We start from the raw sequence: 15810 nt of genomic DNA on the forward strand, positions 1-15810 counted from the left end.
GAAATGCTGTCCGCAAGTTCCTCGAGATGGGGGGTCGACTAGAGTATGACCCTCGAATGGAGGCCAAGACAAAGAGGACTCTGTGGTATGTGATCGGAGTTACCGGTGACGGCAAGACTGAACTGCCCGTGTACACGGTCGCTGGACAGCCCAAATGCTTCCGCACTGCCGACGCGATGATCCGTTACCATTGTGAGATGTGCCCAGACGACCGAGAGTTGACGATCCGCCTGCCCAAGATGGCTTAGTCCAACAGTAGGATGGTCTCACCGTAGGCCATCCTGCGCCACGCGGGCGGGCTAGCCAAATGTTCGTGTGGCGGAGGAGCGCGCGAAGGGCGAGCGCACGGAAGCACCAACAGGCCGGCACCCTTCCCGTTTGCGGCCATTCACACAGAATTGAAAAAGGACTGTCGGGGCGCTCTAGTGATGCGAGTTTACGTCACTTGCATGGCTGTGGATAACAGCTGTCGGCGTCGCCTGCAGGGCAGGAAAAGATAGTTAACCCACTGATTAACAATATACAATCATCATATTACTGCCAAGTCGACTTATCGCTGCACCTCCGCCCCCAACAGAAAATGGTGGAAATTCAGTGAGAAGGTGATAAGCAGGTCTCAATGATATAAGAACGTCGAGGGCAGCATGAGCGGTATTCGAGGCTCGCAGAGGCTGGAGAACTACGCTTCCAAGCTCATCAAGAGCTTGCAAGACCACACGGCCGAAATCTTCCCACCGGATGCGCAGAAGACGCTCCGTTCCTACTCAATGAAGGAAGTGGGCGACCTCATCGGCGTCAATCCCAACACATTCCGGCACTACATCAAGACCTATGCCGACCAAATGCCCACCGGCAAGCTGGTCAACGGCAATCGCCGGTATTTCACCGCCGAGGAAATGCAGGAGATCCGCGAGTTCCTATGGAAAGAAGGCCGGATCGGCATCAAGGAATATCGTCGCCGCCAACCGGGCGAGGAGATGAAGGCAATCACGGTCTTCAACTTGAAGGGCGGGGTCAGCAAGACAAGTTCGACGGTCCACCTCGCGGAAATCCTTGCTCTCCGGGGGTATCGGGTGCTTGCGGTCGACCTCGACGCTCAGGCCTCTCTGACGAACCTGTTCGGCCTCACCCCCGAGGCCATGCCGGACATGCCGAGTTCCTATAACGTCATCAGCTACAAGAACCCTTTGCCAGTGCGCGATGTGATCCGGAAGACTTACTTCCCGGGCATAGACATCATCCCGGCGTCTATGGACATCATCGAGTTCGAGTATGAGACTGCTCTCTCCTTCCGCGATGGCGGCACCAGTTCTCCGTTCCACAGCAGGATGGCGGAGGGGCTCAGCCAGGTGCCCGATGACTATGACATTGTCCTCTTCGACACCCCGCCGCAGCTTTCATTCGCGGTGATCTCTGCCCTCTTCGCGTCGAGTGGGATGATCATTCCGCTCACCGCGTCGATGCTGGACGTGATGTCGCTATCGACCTTTATGACGATGGCGGCCGAGCTCATGGCCGTCGTCGAGGAGCAGGATCAAGATAAGACCTACGATTTCATCAGGTTCATGATCACCAGATATGAGACCGGTGACCAGCCTCAGCTGCAGGTGGCCTCTTTCATGCGCACCGTCCTTGGCGATGCGGTCATGAACAACGAATTCCTCAAATCCACTGCGATCGGCGATGCCGCGAACACCAAACAGCCACTATTTGAGGTCGAGCCGCGAGACATCACCAAATCGACTTACGACCGGGTCATGGCCTCAATCTCTGGCATGGCTGACGAGGTCGAAGCAGACTTGCGCAAAGCATGGGGACGAACCTGATGGTACGCAAAAACGTCTTTTCGAGCACACTTCGTGAGGCCATGTCCGGCTCCAAACAAGAGCAGCAGGAACCGCACGCAGACGAAACTATTTCGGAGCCCCCTGCCCCGCCAGCCGCCTCGGCTTCTCAGCAGCATCAGAAGCCCGCAGCAGCGAGCACGCCAGGCAAGCGGAGCAATCCCAACGTAGAGATCTTCAGGAAGTCATTCCAAGAACAGATGCTGCGTACAATGCAGGATGTTGATCCGGATCGGGTGGACAGCTCACGTTTCCAGGACCGGCTCGATGTTTCTGAAGAACTCGAAGGACTTAAGGACTCGATCCGCGAAAACGGGCAGCAGGTGCCTGTCCTGTTGCGTCGGGTGGCGGGGGACCGATTCGAAGTGGTCTATGGGCGGCGGCGTATCATGGCTTGCCGCCAGCTCGGTATTGATGTTCGCGCAATGGTTGTGGACATCAGTGATGAAGACGCGCTGATCGCACAAGGACTTGAGAACGCGGCGCGCCTCGAAAACAGCTATATCGAGAAGGCTCTCTTCGTGGCCCAAGTCACGGAAGCGGGTTACAGCCTCTCCACGATACAGAAGGCGCTCGACATCGATAAAACGCAGGCGTCGAAAATGCGCGGTGTCATCCGCGATGTCCCACGCGAGGTCATTGCCGCGATCGGGGCGGCACATGGCGCAGGTCGACGGCCGTGGGAAGAGTTACGCAACGCGCTCTCGGGCGATGACGCTCCGGGTCAAGCCCGTCTCCTCAAGATGATTGACGAGGAGTTGCCAAGCCACGAGCGACTGAAAAAGCTACTAGTTTTGCTACGGCAAGCACGACGTACCGAACACGCGGCGCTTGCCCCAGATGTGAAGATCGGCAACGGAGATTTCAAGCTCGATCGAACTCCGCGCTCACTTACCGTCAAGGCGCATCGCAACGCGCCAGAGGCTTTCCTACAGCATCTCGAAGAAAACCTCGAAAGAATATATCAGGAGTGGCAAAATGATAACGCCTAACTCATTGATTGTAAACGGATTTGGACTGCATTCAGGGCTTCCTTTCCGACTTGGAAAGGACTTGGCGGCAGTTGTCCGAAAGGCAAATCTTGCATTGCATTGGCGATTGCCCACCGGGCAATAGCAGCTTTCGGAGAAGAAGAGCGCCCGGCCAGGCACCGGGTTGAGGTAAACGAGCAGAAAAAGGAGCAGACCCCAGCAAAAGAAAACCCCCCAAAGACAGTGTCTTCAGAGGGCTTCTGTTCTGTGTAGCAACTAACAGATACCCGAAATCAGATTCACTGACAACACCGATTTCGGTGAACGGGTAGCTTTTGCCGTCTGAAATGGCATGAAATCCATAAAATCCGCGGCATTCAATGCCGGGGCGCGGGAGAACTGCGTCCAAAGCATGGGACCGGTTTTCCGCCCGATCCGGCGCTGGTCCCTCTTCGACCTAGTAAAGGCCTCCGCAGAAGCGCTTGCGCTCAATCCAGGCGACCTAACAGCTCTGCGAGCAATGCTAACCTTCCTTCCCTTGAAGGACGGCAACGGCACAGAAGTGCCCGCTACGCATGAAATGCTACTCATCTGCTATGCATCGAACGCCTCCATTTGCGAACGGACTGAAGGCATGGATGAAAGCAACCTAAGGCGACACATTCGCAAACTGGTAGACCGCGGACTCGTCCGCCGGAAAGATAGCGCGACCGGCAAGCGTTTCCCCCTCAAGAGTGCCGGCGTCGTAGTCGACGCCTTCGGAATCGATCTTCGACCTTTGTTCCAAGCTGCTGAGCACTTGCAGGGCATAGCCACCAAAATTAGAGAGGAAGAGCAGTTGCGACGGAACTTGCGCAGCGAAGCCTTTTCCTTGCGCCGTCGCGTTCTGGATTTGAAGACGCCTTTCGACGCTTCCACACAGAGCTTCCTCAATGGCCTCACCAACTTTCTTCGTCGGAAGAGCACAACTGTTCCTCAGATCGCAGCAGCCCGAGATCGACTGATCAACCTGCTTAAGGCACCCTGCCCCTCACGGCCGGATCATCCCACCTCGAAGACATGCGGCCCGCACGCGGGCAACACTAAACCGGTTGTCGAACACCTCAACAACACAGAATGTTCAGGAGTCCTGCCTCGAAAGGATGACACAGAAACCGGTGATTTGCCCGCCAGCGACGGACGATTTACCCGCCAAGTAGAGTCACATACTTTGAGAAAAAAACTTACACAGCTACGAAAGGCGAAGAACTCGCCTGCCGTAACCTACGCCGACTTGCTGAGAAGAAATCCTCATGCCGCAAGCTTCCTTCCCGAGGTGGAACCAAGTGACCTAGGCTTGGTCGAAGCTCTCTATCGATTAGGGGTAAGCCTTGGCATAAGGAACGCGCCATACACGGTAATTCTCCAACGCCTAGGTCTGCACAAACTCGTCGATATTTTCGACCAGATGGTCACTCGGGTAGAGACAATCAGCAATCCCCAGCGCTACTTTGAAGTGGCTGTCGCGCAGAGTATGCCTACGGACTATTCTTGATTTAACTCTGACCCGTGCCTGTCGGGGAAGCCATGGAGAGAACTGACGCAACCCTAAGTGTCCGTCTCGCTGAGTGTCCCGAAAGCCGTTCGGACGCAAAGCAACCCTTCGGCTTCAGTAGGACCGGACGAGTTGCGCTGATCGAGCGATTATGTCGCCCTAACGCTGTGTGCCAATGTCAGAAGACTGACTTTCAGCATGCTGTATCCACGTTTCACAGACACTTGGTTGTGGACTGTTTTGCGTGGCTGAGAGTGCCATCTGCCACTTCAGGAAAAGTTCTACACGCCTTTAGAGCCACGCCGGCCATTGGTCTTAACGGTAGGAGACTGGCTTAGGTGCGCCCATCTGAGTTCGGGGATATCGTAGCTATTGCCCACTGGGCAATAGGCAATAAAAGCGAGGAACTGTAGGGCGGCCGACTGAGGAAACTTCCTGTCGGATAGCACTCTCAGACAGGAGGTTTCGGTTGCCGATCAGCCAAACAGTCTTGGTTCTCACTGAACTCCAAACCCGACGTTTGAATCAGATGACGCTCTCGTTAAGAGCCTGCTGGCGCTCAGTAAGAACACGAAGAAGCCCTATTGCCCGGTGGGCAATAGCTTGAAGGATCAAGAAGCTTGGCTTTGATATGTTTTGGCCCTTTCGAAGCCCCCTACCGTTGATTGAGAACGGCGGCGGCATGTTGAACTCCGTCCGAAGGAAGCCCAACCAAATCGCAGGCTCAGGATCTACTTCGGGGAACCCCTTGGATACGACGTCGATTTTGCACCCGCTGGGGGCGTCATACGTGTGTGCCTGAACCAATCCAGAGAAGCTCAATTACTGCAGCTCGGTGCCAATCTCAGAACTCGTGAGGTGTGCGTTAACGTCGCAAAATGCCACCTGCTGTGACAGGTCGGAGCCATCTCGAAAATATGAATTCAACCAAAAAGCGCTGTAAGCCTGAAGTTAGCCTTTGCCCGGTGGGCAATAGCACCCGGCACTCCGACTAGCGCCGTTTTTTGGCCTTAGCTGGCTGCGTGTTGGTTTAACCAAGAATGGTACGCAGCACCGTGCTTCGAGATCGAGTTACATCCAAGCTATTTCTCCAAGAGCTCTTGGTACTTCCTAATCGATAGATTCCCAGTTCGGATACCAAAGTCTTGTGCTCCGAAGCCACCAGCGAGAACAGTGGGCACGAAAGACAATAGATTCAAAGCGCGCCCCGCGCGCCGTGAAAAAAGTTGCGGTCAGGTCTAGGCTGATTGCAGAGGGCCACAACTCCGTCACTCCTGCGTTCTCTGCGGACATGCGATCTCTTCCAAAGCTCTGACCAGGTCCAGGTCTCCACGGCGGAAATCTCGCAGCATTCCTTCGAGAGCCCCCGCAGGACACGTATCAGCTCGCGCGCGCTCAGAATGCTTTGCATCGACGATGAGCACAGAGATTGCAGCACTCGCTGACCCCATCGCACCGCGGAGTTTCCTCCACATGGCGGGATGCGCACCCATCTCCGGGAGCCTGTTCTGAGCCGAGACGACGAAATCGTAGAACACAAGCTGCCGCTGTCCGTAGCGGCGCATATCCAGGTGAAGCTGCATTTCCTGCGAGCATAGCGCGTATAGGCGTTCCGGCCCTAGTGATGCAAGAAGCACCGCCTGACCTTCTCCTGTCTGCCCGCGGCTCAACAGCTCTCCTTTAGCCCCGGCCTCCTTCGGAGGTTTGTCCTGATCGCTGTAGCTCCGATCCTCCAGCTCAATATCATCAGAATGCCGAGCGTCATCCACCGCTTTTGCCGAAACTCGACCAGCGCCTTGAGTAGGATCTTGGGTCATATCTTGTATCAAGGGGCGCTCGTTTTCGCAGGTCCGACCGCTTGATTTTCGCGCCTCACTCAGAGTGGCTGCGATCTTTCGGCACAGAGCGGCAGCTTCCGCTTCATGCAGAGTCAACTCTTCCAGCGACATGCGATGCAACTTGGCGGCCGAAGGCCACGCATCGAGCTCAGCATGAAGGGCCGCGGTGATCTCGTCACCTCGGGTCCTGTCAGCAAGTTCCGCTAAGAGCATCAGCGCGCGCCGCTTGTGGGCGCTGCGCAGACCGCGGAGTTGCCCGTGGGCCCTGCGCGTCTTCTCGAGTGCCTCTCGTAGGCCAAGGAACTCTTGCACGCGGGCGATACCGCGGCCGAAGAAGACACCGCAGCCAGCGAACCCGGATCGCGCACCGTTCGCCATGGTCCGCTTCTCGATGAGGCCAGCGCGCTCCAGGATTTGCTCATGTGCACGGATGCGGCAGGGGGAGACTCCGCGCTTTCGCGCGAGCTCGGTCTGACTGAGGTAGCAGCACGGCTCCTCTGCGCCGGTCTTGAAGGATCGCGGGCGCGCGGCTCCGATCATCGCGCGGAAGGTCATCATGGCGGCAGCCCCAATGCCGACGGCACTGGCGATGGCATCGACGAGGTTGACGAAACCATCGCGCTCCATGCCACTGGGAAGTGTGGGGAAGGGGCCATGTTGTCGGCCATGGCTCCATTGTTGCATCACTGTCATTCTGCTCGGTCCTTCTTCTTGAGAACGCGAGGCGGCGTGCAGACAAACCTCTCCCGATCGCACAGATGCGGTTTGGGGTTGTCCGTCATGTCAGGAAGCTGCTAGACCGTGAACATGTCAGTGTTCTTTTCAGGGTTTGCAGACCCTGAAGCTCTTGAGCTTCCCCGTGTAAGGCTGCCGCCTTCGCGGGGTTTGCTTTTTTAGAGGGGGCTGATCCTTTCGGGAGATGTCAGTAGTTCACCTGCTCGAACCCATAGGTTCCGCTATGGTCTCGCCAGTCGACGAACACCGCGCGGGCATGGACGGTTGGACAATCCTCACCCCAACCATCAAGTCCTTCGAATGCGTTCGGCAGGTCGTCGACGCTGCTGTCTGACCAATCAAACGCGCCCTGGACCCCATAGGTCCCGATCTGAACGTTCTGAGTGCGCCGGCAATGGCTCTCTTCGCTGCCGATCTCTCGTTGTCTGGCGAAAGCGACATGATAGACTCGGATCGAGCGGACAAAGTCAAACTCCGGGCCGCTGATATCGACATCGGCAGCAAGGGATTGATTGCCGTCCTGCGCCGCCAACGTGAGCGCGGTCATCGGGTCGGTGGACATGGCCCCGAGCGTCTGGCGCAGAACCGAGGGCAGAACCGCCGTGCCAGGTTCGTGGACGTCTGGCGCACTTCGCGCCGCGATTGGCACGAGAGGGGGTAGGGGAGTTTGGTCGCGATCTCTGTCGTAGCTGGCGCCGAGCGGGCAGTTCCAGATTTGAAGGGGCGGCTCGATCGGCGATGGGGTGATGCGCTCAAAGAAGGTCTCGCGAGCTTCGGCGCACTCCGCGGTGGACGGCCAACCGCCTGCGAGACAAATCAGGATCGCGCAATCAACCTGGTAGGCCTGCGCCGTGCGCGGGGCTCCCACTGCCAACTCGGAGGCCAGGATGGCCACACCGGCGATTTTCCGCGCATGCCGGATTCTTAACTTAGCCACGTCAACTGACCTCCATCTTCCGTAGGGTCCGGGCTCCCGCACGCTTCGTGTTGACGTTAGGGAGCCCGCTATGAAATTAAGGCGAACAAACACGGGACATGCAGCCTCAGGTTGCGCCTTGGGCGGGTAGATTTCAGCAAACGCCGATTTTGTCAAATTCGCGTTTCAAGCTTTTTCGAAAATGGCATGAAAGGCGATTTTGAAAATAGGCCTTTCTCGTTGTGGCTGGGTGTGTTTCAACGTTACCCATCACCTGGCCAGAAAATCCCGACGACAGGTGTCCCCGAATGAAAAAACAACGCCCGATTACAAGCGATGCAGTACAAGGCTTCCTTCAGGATGGTGGCAAAATTGAATACCGCCCGATCGAGGCTTCCAGAGGATGGCACTGGGAGCTTTGGGCGATCCGCCCTGACGGGTCGGAAACCGTCGTCATCTCATCCAAGACCGGAGATGACCGCGTCTTCAAATCCGCGGACGCGCTGGTCAACTTCCATCTTCGGACGTTCCCCGGCTCCGAAGGTGTCTGGGTTCCGATCCCGAAAGGCGCCGAAAGCCAAGACGCCAAATGACCGGCTGGGCGCATCCCGCGCCCAAATCCGCCTGCCTTTTTCTGGCGCGCGTCTCTCTCTGACCCTCTCAGCATTCCTTGCGGGCTTGCCCGGGATCGCAGACGCGGAGCCGATGAATGCCGCTGCGTTCCGCGCCCTGGCTGAGAACTGCGCGCCAGGCGTTTCACCGAGCGTGATGGAAAAGCTCGTCGCCGCCGAGAGTGGCTTTGAGCCATACGCAATCGGCGTGAATGGCCAAGGACAGCGATCTTACACGGCGCAAAGCGCCGAGGAGGCTGCGCAACTTGCGCAGCGCCTGATCTCCGAGGGCGCCTCCATCGACATGGGGCTCGGGCAGATCAACAGCGCCAATCTCGAGTGGCTTGGTCTGACGCCCGTCACCGTCTTCGACGCCTGTCGCAACCTCGACGCTGCGCAGACTGTGCTGCGCGAGGGTTACGTCCGCGCGCGTGAGCGCGGCGCGGAGAAGGGCACAGCCTTGAGACAGGCCCTGTCATCTTACAACACCGGATCGCCGACGCGCGGATTTGCGAATGGCTATGTGGACCGCGTCCTCGGGGGAGGGCAGGGGGCCGTCCCCGTAGCTGCCGCGGCACGTCAGGCGGCGCCCCGCGGGCAGGCCGATCCGCCGGAGGGCTGGGATGTGTTCGCCACATCAAGCGGCTCCGGAGCCCACGTCTTCCAGTAGAAGGATTTCACCTTGAAACGTTTCCTGCAACGTCACCGGTCCGCCGGTGCGCCGATCTCTCTCGCCCTGATCCTGGCCCTTGTCGCGCAGCCCGCAGCGGCCGCCGGGTTCACCGATTTCCTGAACAATATTCTCGACGAGTTCGAGAGCGCCAAGCAGCCAATCGCGCTCATCGCGATCATGTTCATCGGCGCGGGCTGGCTTTTCAATTTCGTGGACCTGCGCCGCGCGGCCTGGGCCGTCGGCGGGGTCGTGATGATCTTCGCGGCCTCCGAAGTTCTGACGATGATCACCGCGTAGGGCGGGGCAGGGGGCTTTGATGACCAGGGAAAAGCTCAACGAGGATACGTTGTTCCTGGCGCTGACGCGTCCGGCAATGGTCTTCGGCATTCCGATCGAGGCTTTCGCGATCTCCTGCGGGCTTGGCGGCCTTGCGATGATCGTGGCGGACTCGATTGCTTATCTGTCCTTGGCACTCCCGCTTCTCGCGCTCGCGCGGCTGGTCGTCGAGCGTGACGCCAACGCCTTCCAGATCTTCTTTCGGTGGCTGGATACCAATGCCCGCTGCCGGAACCGCAGCTTCTGGGGCGGATCGTCCTCCTCGCCGCTGCAGTTGCGTCGGCGGCACCTGCTCGAGGAAATCGATTGATGGGCTTTGCGCGCAAGATCAGAACCGAGAGCACCGCCGAGCGCTACCTGCCGTGTCTGCGTCATGCGGATGAGCATGCGATCATCACGCGCATTCGCGGTGCGTTTCAGATGATGAAGCTTGAGGGGGCGTCCTTTCGAACGGCGGACACGCGCCACATCAATGTCCTGCATGACACTCTGAGCCATGCGCTGCGCAGCATCGCAGGCCTTGGGGTGATGGTCTATGTCCATGTGATCCGCAGCCGCGACGAGGGCTCTCCGGCGGGCGTGTTCACCTCCGATCTTGCCAGCTGGATCGACGGCGCCTACCGCGCCCGGCTCGAGCAGAAGCGCCTATACCGGAACGACATCTATCTCACGCTCTACATGCAGCCGCGGAACCTCCCGAGCGAGCACCTCGTCCGCGGGATGCGGCGGGCCCGCTCGCGCCAGATCGAGGTGGATCAGGCGCTATTGGACGAGCTCGATGACAAGGCGGCCCAACTTGCTGGGAGCCTCAGCCGGTTCCGGCCGCGTCGGTTGTCGGTTGTTCGCAACGACCGAGATGTTCTGATTTCTGAGCCTGCAAGCGTCCTGAAGCAGGTGATTTCCGGACGAAGTGCTGAAGTCCCGCTGGTTCAGGGTACGCTCGGCGGAGCGATTTATACCGATCGGGTGATCTTTGGCCGCGAGGCTTGTGAGATCCGCCATGCCGATGCCAGCACCTACGGGGCCATGTTCGGGCTCAAGGAATATCCTGCCTGGACCCGGCCCGACATGCTGGATGGCCTGTTGACCGCGCCGTTCGAGTTCATCCTGACCCAGTCGTTCCGCTGCGCGGGCAAGACCGACGCTCTGCGCCAGATGTCGCTGAAGGAAGGACGGCTACGCAACGCCAATGACCCGGCGCTGTCGCAGGCGGACGGGCTGCGGGCGGCACGCGACGAGCTGATGTCCGGGACCTTCGTCATGGGCGAGCACAATCTCTCGCTGCTCGTGCTGAGCGAGGATCCGGTGGCGTTGAAAGCCCGCGCCGCGGATGCCGTCACACTGTTGTCGGAAGCGGGCGCGGTTGTCGCGCGCGAGGACCTGGGCCTCGAGCCGCAGTTCTGGGCACAGCTGCCGGGCAACCACGCCCATCGCGCCCGCTCAGCGCTGGTGACCAGCCGCAACTTCACCGCTCTGGCCCCGCTGCACAACTATCCGACTGGACACCGCGCCGGAAACGAATGGGGCGCGGCCGTTGCGAAGCTCCAGTCGAGCGCGGGGACGCCGTTTTACTTCAATTTCCACGTCGGCGATCTTGGCCACACGTTCATCTGCGGTCCCTCCGGCTCGGGCAAGACTGTTGTGCAGACCTTCCTGCTCTCGCAGCTCGAGAAGTTTGGCGTGAAGCGCGTGCTTTTCGACAAGGATCATGGTGCCGAAATTTTCGTGCGGGCCTCGGGCGGCACCTACCTCGATTTCCAGCCAGGTCGGCCCACGGGGTGTGCACCGTTCATGGCGCTCAAGCTTGATGCCGCTGGCCAAGCCTTCCTTGTGGATCTCGTAAAGTCCATGCTGGGCGCGGATCGCGGCAGTTTCTCGGCCAGCGATGTCCGCCGCATTGAGCAAGCCGTAGCGGGGCTTGCCAATCTTCCGCGCGCCGAGCGCAGCCTATCGGCGCTGCGCGAGCTGCTCGGGTTCGGCGGCGGGGCAGAGGACATTGGCGCGCGGCTCGACCGCTGGACGCGCGAGGGCCGGCTGGGCTGGGTCTTCGACAATGCCGCCGATGAGCTGTCGCTCGATGCCGATCTCGTCGCCTTCGACATTACCGCTTTTCTCGACGATCCGGAAATTCGCAATCCGATCATGATGTATCTGATGCGGCGAGTGGAGCAGCTGATCACCGGCCAGAGGATCGCGATCTTCATCGACGAGTTCTGGAAGGCGCTGTCGGACCCGTATTTTTCCGATTTCGTGAAGAACAAGCTCAAGGTGATCCGCAAGCAGAACGGCATCATCGTCGCGGGCACGCAGTCGGCCTCCGATGTCATTGCAAGCCCGATCGCGCGCACCATCATCGAGCAATGCGCCAGCCAGATTTACTTTGGGACGGACCGCCCCAGCCGAAAGGACCTGGTGGACGAGTTCGGTCTTTCCGAACGTGAGTTCGAGATCGTGCAGAGCGAACTGCCCATGGGGCATTTCCTCATCAAGCAGGCCCAGAATTCGGTGGTCTGCGATCTCGACCTCTCCGGTCTCGACGAGGTGCTGACCGTTCTGTCGGGGCGCACCGCGACCAACGCTCTCATGCATGAGCTGCGGCAGCAGTACCCCGAGACTCGGGACTGGCTCCCACGGCTCCTCGCGACACGAAAGGACCTGGCATGAAACGGCACGCATTTCCCGCCGCGACCCTGCTCGCCTTGCTCGCCCAGCCGGTGCAGGCGCAGGGCGTTCCGGTGATCGACACCACCGCGCTGGCCAATGCCAAGGCAGAATTTGCCCAGCAGATCGCGCAGATGGTGCGGGAGCTCGAGCAGGCTCAGGCCCTTTACGCGTCGATCAACGGCATGACCGACATGGACTCGGTGGTGAATGCGCTCAACTCGCCGGAGGTGCGAGAACTGCTCGGGCCTGAAGCCATGCAGATCGCCCGGGACTTCGATGTGACAATCGACGATCTCGGTGATCTGGCCAGCACTGCCCAGGACGCGGCGGATTTCGCCTCTCTTGGCGGCACAGACATCGACGCCGAGGATTTCTACCGCAGCGAGCTCGATCGGATAACCAACCGCTCGGCGCGAGACACCGCCATCGGCGAGCGGATCGTGACCCTCTCGGACGACCGGCTCGAGGAACTCGATCAGCTCCGCGACAAGATCGGCAATGTCTCGACGCAGCGGGAGATGGATGCGCTCTCCGCCCGGATCGCGGTGGAGCAAGCCATGCTGCAGAACGACACCAACCGCATTCAGGGCCTTGCCATGCTGCAGGATGCGCAGACCCGCGTCGAAGACCAGCGCCAAGCGGAAATTGCTGCTCAACGCCGCGCTCGTGAAAGCGCTGGCTACGAGCGCATCTATGGCTCTGACGAATTCTAAGAAGGAGAACCTACCATGAAACTCGCCACTTCGATGCTGGTGACGCTGATCGCGGGCGCCGCGCTGACTGGATGCAAGGAAGAAGAAAACCAGACCGTAGAGTACTTCTCTGCTGACCCCGCCGCGCGCGCCGAGATGCTCGAGTCCTGCGAGGTTTCTGATCGTGCCACCGAGGATGCCAACTGCGTCAATGCGGACGAAGCGGAGCGCGCAGCGCAGCGCGATCAAGACAGCGAGGGCTTCAGCAATGTGTTCGGTGAGCCCTCGTTCGATTGACGTAAGCCCGCGTGGGAAGGGACTGCGGACATGCTGCAAGCTTTGTATGACAACTTCGTCGAGAGCCTGACGGCGAAGATGACGGATATCAGCGCGACGATGTCGGCAGAGTTGACGGCACCGCTGACCGCGGCGATGACCATTTACCTTATCCTCTACGGCTGGGCGATCATCCGCGGCTCTGTTCAGGAGCCGTTGCTCGACTTCACCCTGCGGGGCGTCAAGCTCGCCATCATCTGGACCCTTGTTTCTAGCGCCGGCGACTACAGCGCCTGGGTAGGGGACACGATCCTGAACGATATCCCGGACTTTGTTGAACTGCTCGCCGGGGGATCAACAAATTTGCCCTCTGATGCCGTCATGGCAATGGCAGGCCAGATCAGTGTGAAAGTTCAAGAACAGTACGGCTCGGGTTTGGCCGGCACGATGTACGGGTATGCCCTTTCGGTGGTCTTGATCCTTATCGCGGTGCCCTTCGCGGCCCTTGCCTTCGTTTCGAGCCTGCTTGTGCACTTCGGTCTCACGCTATTGGCTGCAATCGGTCCGCTCTTCGTCGCGTTCGCACTCTTCGAGGTGACGCGTGGCTGGTTTTTCGCCTGGCTTGGGCAAGCCATGAACTTCTCGATCCTGAAGCTTCTGGTAATCGTGCTAATGATGACCGTCACGGCGTTCATCGGTGACGTCTATGCCAGTTTCAACATCGAAGAGGCCGCGGCTTCGATCTCGGCTTTTCTGGTCGCGATGGCCTGCGGGACGATCTTTTTCTTCCTGCTGCCGTCCATCGCTTCGGCGCTGAGTGCCGGCACATCGGCTTCGACCGGCGCGGCGCAGCGCATGGTCGAGCGCAAGCTGTTTGGCACGTCCCCGCGTGCCCACGGCCCCAGTAGCGCGAGTGGCTCGGCAACGCGCACAGATTGAGGCCGACAAATCGGCCTCACCAACCTGCAAACCTCCAAGGTATAGAGATGAAATTTTCTGTCCTGCTCATGGCTGTTCTCGGCCTGACAGCCTGCGCGACAACCTCTCCGCTGCCGGATGTCGCGGGCACTCAGGTGCGCCCGCTAAACCCGACCAAATGGAACTACCGGGACGCGGTGCTGCAAAAGCAGAAGGAAATCGGCGTGTCGCCCCGGATCGCAGATACTCGGGGAGGCGCGGAGACATGAAACCCGCAGAGGACAAGGAATTTGCCGCCTATCTGAAAGAGGCGCGCAGCTTCGACTATGATCTGCGCCTGGCCGCCGAAAGGTCCAAGCGCACCGCCTGGATCATTGCAGGTGTCGCAAGCCTTCTCGCTGTGACCAGCGTTGCGGCGGTGGGGGTCATGGCACCGCTCAAGGAGGTCGTGCCCTTCGTGATCCGCGTCGACACCGCCAGCGGCGTTCCGGAAGTCATGACCAGCCTCGGTGATGGCGCCACAAGCTACGAGGAAACCGTCACCCGCTATTTCCTGGCGCGCTATGTCCGGGAACGCGAGGGCTACAGCTTTGCCGAGCGCGAAGCGATCTACCGGGAGGTGACGCTGCTCTCGGCCTCCGAGGAGCAGGCACGCTTCTCGGATGCCTTCAACGGCTCGAACCCCAACAGCCCGCAGTATATCTATGGCACCGACATCCGTGCAGAGATCAAGATAAGATCGATCTCCTTTCTGGGCGACGAACTCGCGCAGGTCCGTTTCTACAAGACCGCGATCAATGAGCGCGAGAACCTCCGGACCCAAACGCTCTGGGTTGCGACGATCGAATTTGGCTTCGACGGCAAGGCCGAGATCAGTGCCGAGGATAGGACCATCAACCCTCTCGGGTTTCTTGTGGAAAGCTATCGGGCGGATCCGGAGGTGCCGCAATGAGGTTTCGGGCCGCTCTTCTTGCTTGCGCGGTGCTGACGGCAGCAACGCCAGCACTCTCACTCGACGTGCCGCGTCCCTCGCGATCGGACACGCGGGTCCGGTCAGTCAGCTATAACGAATGGGACGTCGTGCGTGTGGTTGGCACAATTCGGACCACCGTGCAGGTTGTCTTCGCCCAGACCGAAGAGATCATCGATGTTGGAAGCGGCGATACGGTTTCCTGGGAAATCGTGCCGCGGGGCAACATCCTCTATCTGAAAGCGCGAGAGGCAAACCCGCCGACCAACCTGCAGATCGCCACGATGCGCGCCGACGGGACGACCCGGACCTACTCCTTCGAGCTCATCGTGCGCGAGGGGGCGATCACCAACACGTCCAAGGATGTCTATTTCCAGATCCGCTTTGCCTATCCGACCGACGAGGCCAACCGGCGGCGCGAGGCTGCTGCCACCCAGAAGGCCCGAGCCCAGGAACAGGCGGCCAAGGCTCGGCTGGCGGAGTCGGTGGCCACGTCGGGCTCAAAGAACTGGCGCTACCTCGCGGCCGGCAACCGCGATCTGCAGCCGACCCAAGCCTATGACAATGGCGAAATGACCGTGCTGACCTTCGCGCGCCGGACCCGCATGCCAGCCGTGTTCATCGTCGGCAGCGCGGGCACCGAGCGCCTGGCCAACACCACCGTGCGGAAAAACCAGGTCATCGTGCACGACGTCGCTCCGGAGCTGCGCCTGTGTCTCGGGGGAGAGGTGACCGCGCTTTACAACATGGGGCAGGGCTATGCGGTCGGCGGTGATGCGGGCACTGGCACCACCAGCCCCTCCGTTCGCCGCGAAATCATCGGAGAGTGAGC

At 59.7% G+C, this 15810-nt stretch carries 16 protein-coding genes; 14 read left to right on the forward strand and 2 right to left on the reverse strand.

The window, feature by feature from the left end:
- Nucleotides 1-644: 644 nt before the first annotated feature.
- The 3 genes from repA to ACXAD2_RS06475 all read left to right on the forward strand — a co-directional run bounded on the left by repA (nucleotide 645) and on the right by ACXAD2_RS06475 (nucleotide 4349).
- Nucleotides 645-1826, forward strand: coding sequence for a plasmid partitioning protein RepA (gene repA, locus ACXAD2_RS06465; RefSeq protein WP_475168366.1), 1182 nt, complete (start codon nucleotides 645-647; stop codon nucleotides 1824-1826).
- Nucleotides 1826-2836: a plasmid partitioning protein RepB gene (repB, locus tag ACXAD2_RS06470; RefSeq protein WP_475168369.1), complete on the forward strand. Its 1011-nt coding sequence runs from the start codon at nucleotides 1826-1828 to the stop codon at nucleotides 2834-2836. The genes repA and repB overlap by 1 nt, the downstream gene beginning before the upstream one ends.
- A 331-nt stretch (nucleotides 2837-3167) precedes the next feature.
- On the forward strand, nucleotides 3168-4349 hold the full coding sequence (locus ACXAD2_RS06475; RefSeq protein ID WP_475168371.1) for a helix-turn-helix domain-containing protein: 1182 nt from the start codon (nucleotides 3168-3170) through the stop codon (nucleotides 4347-4349).
- 1268 nt (nucleotides 4350-5617) lie between these two features.
- Here the strand turns inward: ACXAD2_RS06475 and ACXAD2_RS06480 are convergent.
- The gene (locus ACXAD2_RS06480) at nucleotides 5618-6880 is read right to left on the reverse strand and encodes a helix-turn-helix domain-containing protein (RefSeq protein WP_475168375.1); all 1263 of its coding nucleotides are present in this window, start codon (nucleotides 6878-6880) and stop codon (nucleotides 5618-5620) included.
- Between the two features lie 229 nt (nucleotides 6881-7109).
- A complete protein-coding gene (locus ACXAD2_RS06485) occupies nucleotides 7110-7859 on the reverse strand; it encodes a hypothetical protein (RefSeq protein WP_475168378.1) in 750 nt (249 codons plus the stop codon).
- Between the two features lie 287 nt (nucleotides 7860-8146).
- On the opposite strand from ACXAD2_RS06485, the gene ACXAD2_RS06490 reads away from it, so the two are divergent.
- From ACXAD2_RS06490 to virB9, 11 genes are all read left to right on the forward strand, one after another.
- Nucleotides 8147-8431, forward strand: coding sequence for a hypothetical protein (locus ACXAD2_RS06490; RefSeq protein ID WP_143015445.1), 285 nt, complete (start codon nucleotides 8147-8149; stop codon nucleotides 8429-8431).
- 112 nt (nucleotides 8432-8543) lie between these two features.
- Complete coding sequence (locus ACXAD2_RS06495; protein WP_475168385.1) at nucleotides 8544-9119, forward strand: lytic transglycosylase domain-containing protein; 576 nt, start codon at nucleotides 8544-8546, stop codon at nucleotides 9117-9119.
- 12 nt (nucleotides 9120-9131) lie between these two features.
- Nucleotides 9132-9419, forward strand: coding sequence for a TrbC/VirB2 family protein (locus ACXAD2_RS06500; RefSeq protein ID WP_194137103.1), 288 nt, complete (start codon nucleotides 9132-9134; stop codon nucleotides 9417-9419).
- Between the two features lie 19 nt (nucleotides 9420-9438).
- Complete coding sequence (locus ACXAD2_RS06505; RefSeq protein WP_475168388.1) at nucleotides 9439-9768, forward strand: VirB3 family type IV secretion system protein; 330 nt, start codon at nucleotides 9439-9441, stop codon at nucleotides 9766-9768.
- Nucleotides 9768-12122 carry a VirB4 family type IV secretion/conjugal transfer ATPase gene (locus ACXAD2_RS06510; protein WP_475168389.1) on the forward strand — a complete coding sequence of 785 codons (2355 nt, stop codon included), beginning with the start codon at nucleotides 9768-9770 and terminating at the stop codon, nucleotides 12120-12122. The genes ACXAD2_RS06505 and ACXAD2_RS06510 overlap by 1 nt, the downstream gene beginning before the upstream one ends.
- Complete coding sequence (locus tag ACXAD2_RS06515) at nucleotides 12119-12835, forward strand: TrbJ/VirB5 family protein (protein WP_475168391.1); 717 nt, start codon at nucleotides 12119-12121, stop codon at nucleotides 12833-12835. The genes ACXAD2_RS06510 and ACXAD2_RS06515 overlap by 4 nt, the downstream gene beginning before the upstream one ends.
- Nucleotides 12836-12850: 15 nt before the next feature.
- The gene (locus ACXAD2_RS06520) at nucleotides 12851-13111 is read left to right on the forward strand and encodes an EexN family lipoprotein (RefSeq protein ID WP_475168393.1); all 261 of its coding nucleotides are present in this window, start codon (nucleotides 12851-12853) and stop codon (nucleotides 13109-13111) included.
- Between the two features lie 30 nt (nucleotides 13112-13141).
- Nucleotides 13142-14029: a TrbL/VirB6 family protein gene (locus tag ACXAD2_RS06525; protein ID WP_475168396.1), complete on the forward strand. Its 888-nt coding sequence runs from the start codon at nucleotides 13142-13144 to the stop codon at nucleotides 14027-14029.
- 47 nt (nucleotides 14030-14076) lie between these two features.
- Complete coding sequence (locus ACXAD2_RS06530; RefSeq protein ID WP_475168397.1) at nucleotides 14077-14277, forward strand: hypothetical protein; 201 nt, start codon at nucleotides 14077-14079, stop codon at nucleotides 14275-14277.
- Nucleotides 14274-14960 (forward strand): VirB8 family type IV secretion system protein, encoded by a 687-nt coding sequence (locus ACXAD2_RS06535; RefSeq protein WP_475168399.1) that lies wholly within the window; start codon nucleotides 14274-14276, stop codon nucleotides 14958-14960. Before ACXAD2_RS06530 ends, ACXAD2_RS06535 begins: the two co-directional genes overlap by 4 nt.
- Nucleotides 14957-15808 carry a P-type conjugative transfer protein VirB9 gene (gene virB9, locus ACXAD2_RS06540; protein WP_475168401.1) on the forward strand — a complete coding sequence of 284 codons (852 nt, stop codon included), beginning with the start codon at nucleotides 14957-14959 and terminating at the stop codon, nucleotides 15806-15808. The genes ACXAD2_RS06535 and virB9 overlap by 4 nt, the downstream gene beginning before the upstream one ends.
- Nucleotides 15809-15810: the final 2 nt, after the last annotated feature.

The sequence above is a fragment of the Salipiger sp. ABN3_019 genome, from assembly GCF_056158605.1.

What these genes read in the sequence shown, in the direction of transcription:
- repA (WP_475168366.1), top strand. Translation starts at nt 645, where the DNA reads ATGAGCGGTATTCGAGGCTCGCAGAGGCTGGAGAACTACGCTTCCAAG.
- repB (WP_475168369.1), top strand. Translation starts at nt 1,826, where the DNA reads ATGGTACGCAAAAACGTCTTTTCGAGCACACTTCGTGAGGCCATGTCC.
- ACXAD2_RS06475 (WP_475168371.1), top strand. Translation starts at nt 3,168, where the DNA reads ATGAAATCCATAAAATCCGCGGCATTCAATGCCGGGGCGCGGGAGAAC.
- ACXAD2_RS06480 (WP_475168375.1), bottom strand. Translation starts at nt 6,880, where the DNA reads ATGACAGTGATGCAACAATGGAGCCATGGCCGACAACATGGCCCCTTC.
- ACXAD2_RS06490 (WP_143015445.1), top strand. Translation starts at nt 8,147, where the DNA reads ATGAAAAAACAACGCCCGATTACAAGCGATGCAGTACAAGGCTTCCTT.
- ACXAD2_RS06495 (WP_475168385.1), top strand. Translation starts at nt 8,544, where the DNA reads ATGAATGCCGCTGCGTTCCGCGCCCTGGCTGAGAACTGCGCGCCAGGC.
- ACXAD2_RS06505 (WP_475168388.1), top strand. Translation starts at nt 9,439, where the DNA reads ATGACCAGGGAAAAGCTCAACGAGGATACGTTGTTCCTGGCGCTGACG.
- ACXAD2_RS06510 (WP_475168389.1), top strand. Translation starts at nt 9,768, where the DNA reads ATGGGCTTTGCGCGCAAGATCAGAACCGAGAGCACCGCCGAGCGCTAC.
- ACXAD2_RS06515 (WP_475168391.1), top strand. Translation starts at nt 12,119, where the DNA reads ATGAAACGGCACGCATTTCCCGCCGCGACCCTGCTCGCCTTGCTCGCC.
- ACXAD2_RS06520 (WP_475168393.1), top strand. Translation starts at nt 12,851, where the DNA reads ATGAAACTCGCCACTTCGATGCTGGTGACGCTGATCGCGGGCGCCGCG.
- ACXAD2_RS06525 (WP_475168396.1), top strand. Translation starts at nt 13,142, where the DNA reads ATGCTGCAAGCTTTGTATGACAACTTCGTCGAGAGCCTGACGGCGAAG.
- ACXAD2_RS06530 (WP_475168397.1), top strand. Translation starts at nt 14,077, where the DNA reads ATGAAATTTTCTGTCCTGCTCATGGCTGTTCTCGGCCTGACAGCCTGC.
- ACXAD2_RS06535 (WP_475168399.1), top strand. Translation starts at nt 14,274, where the DNA reads ATGAAACCCGCAGAGGACAAGGAATTTGCCGCCTATCTGAAAGAGGCG.
- virB9 (WP_475168401.1), top strand. Translation starts at nt 14,957, where the DNA reads ATGAGGTTTCGGGCCGCTCTTCTTGCTTGCGCGGTGCTGACGGCAGCA.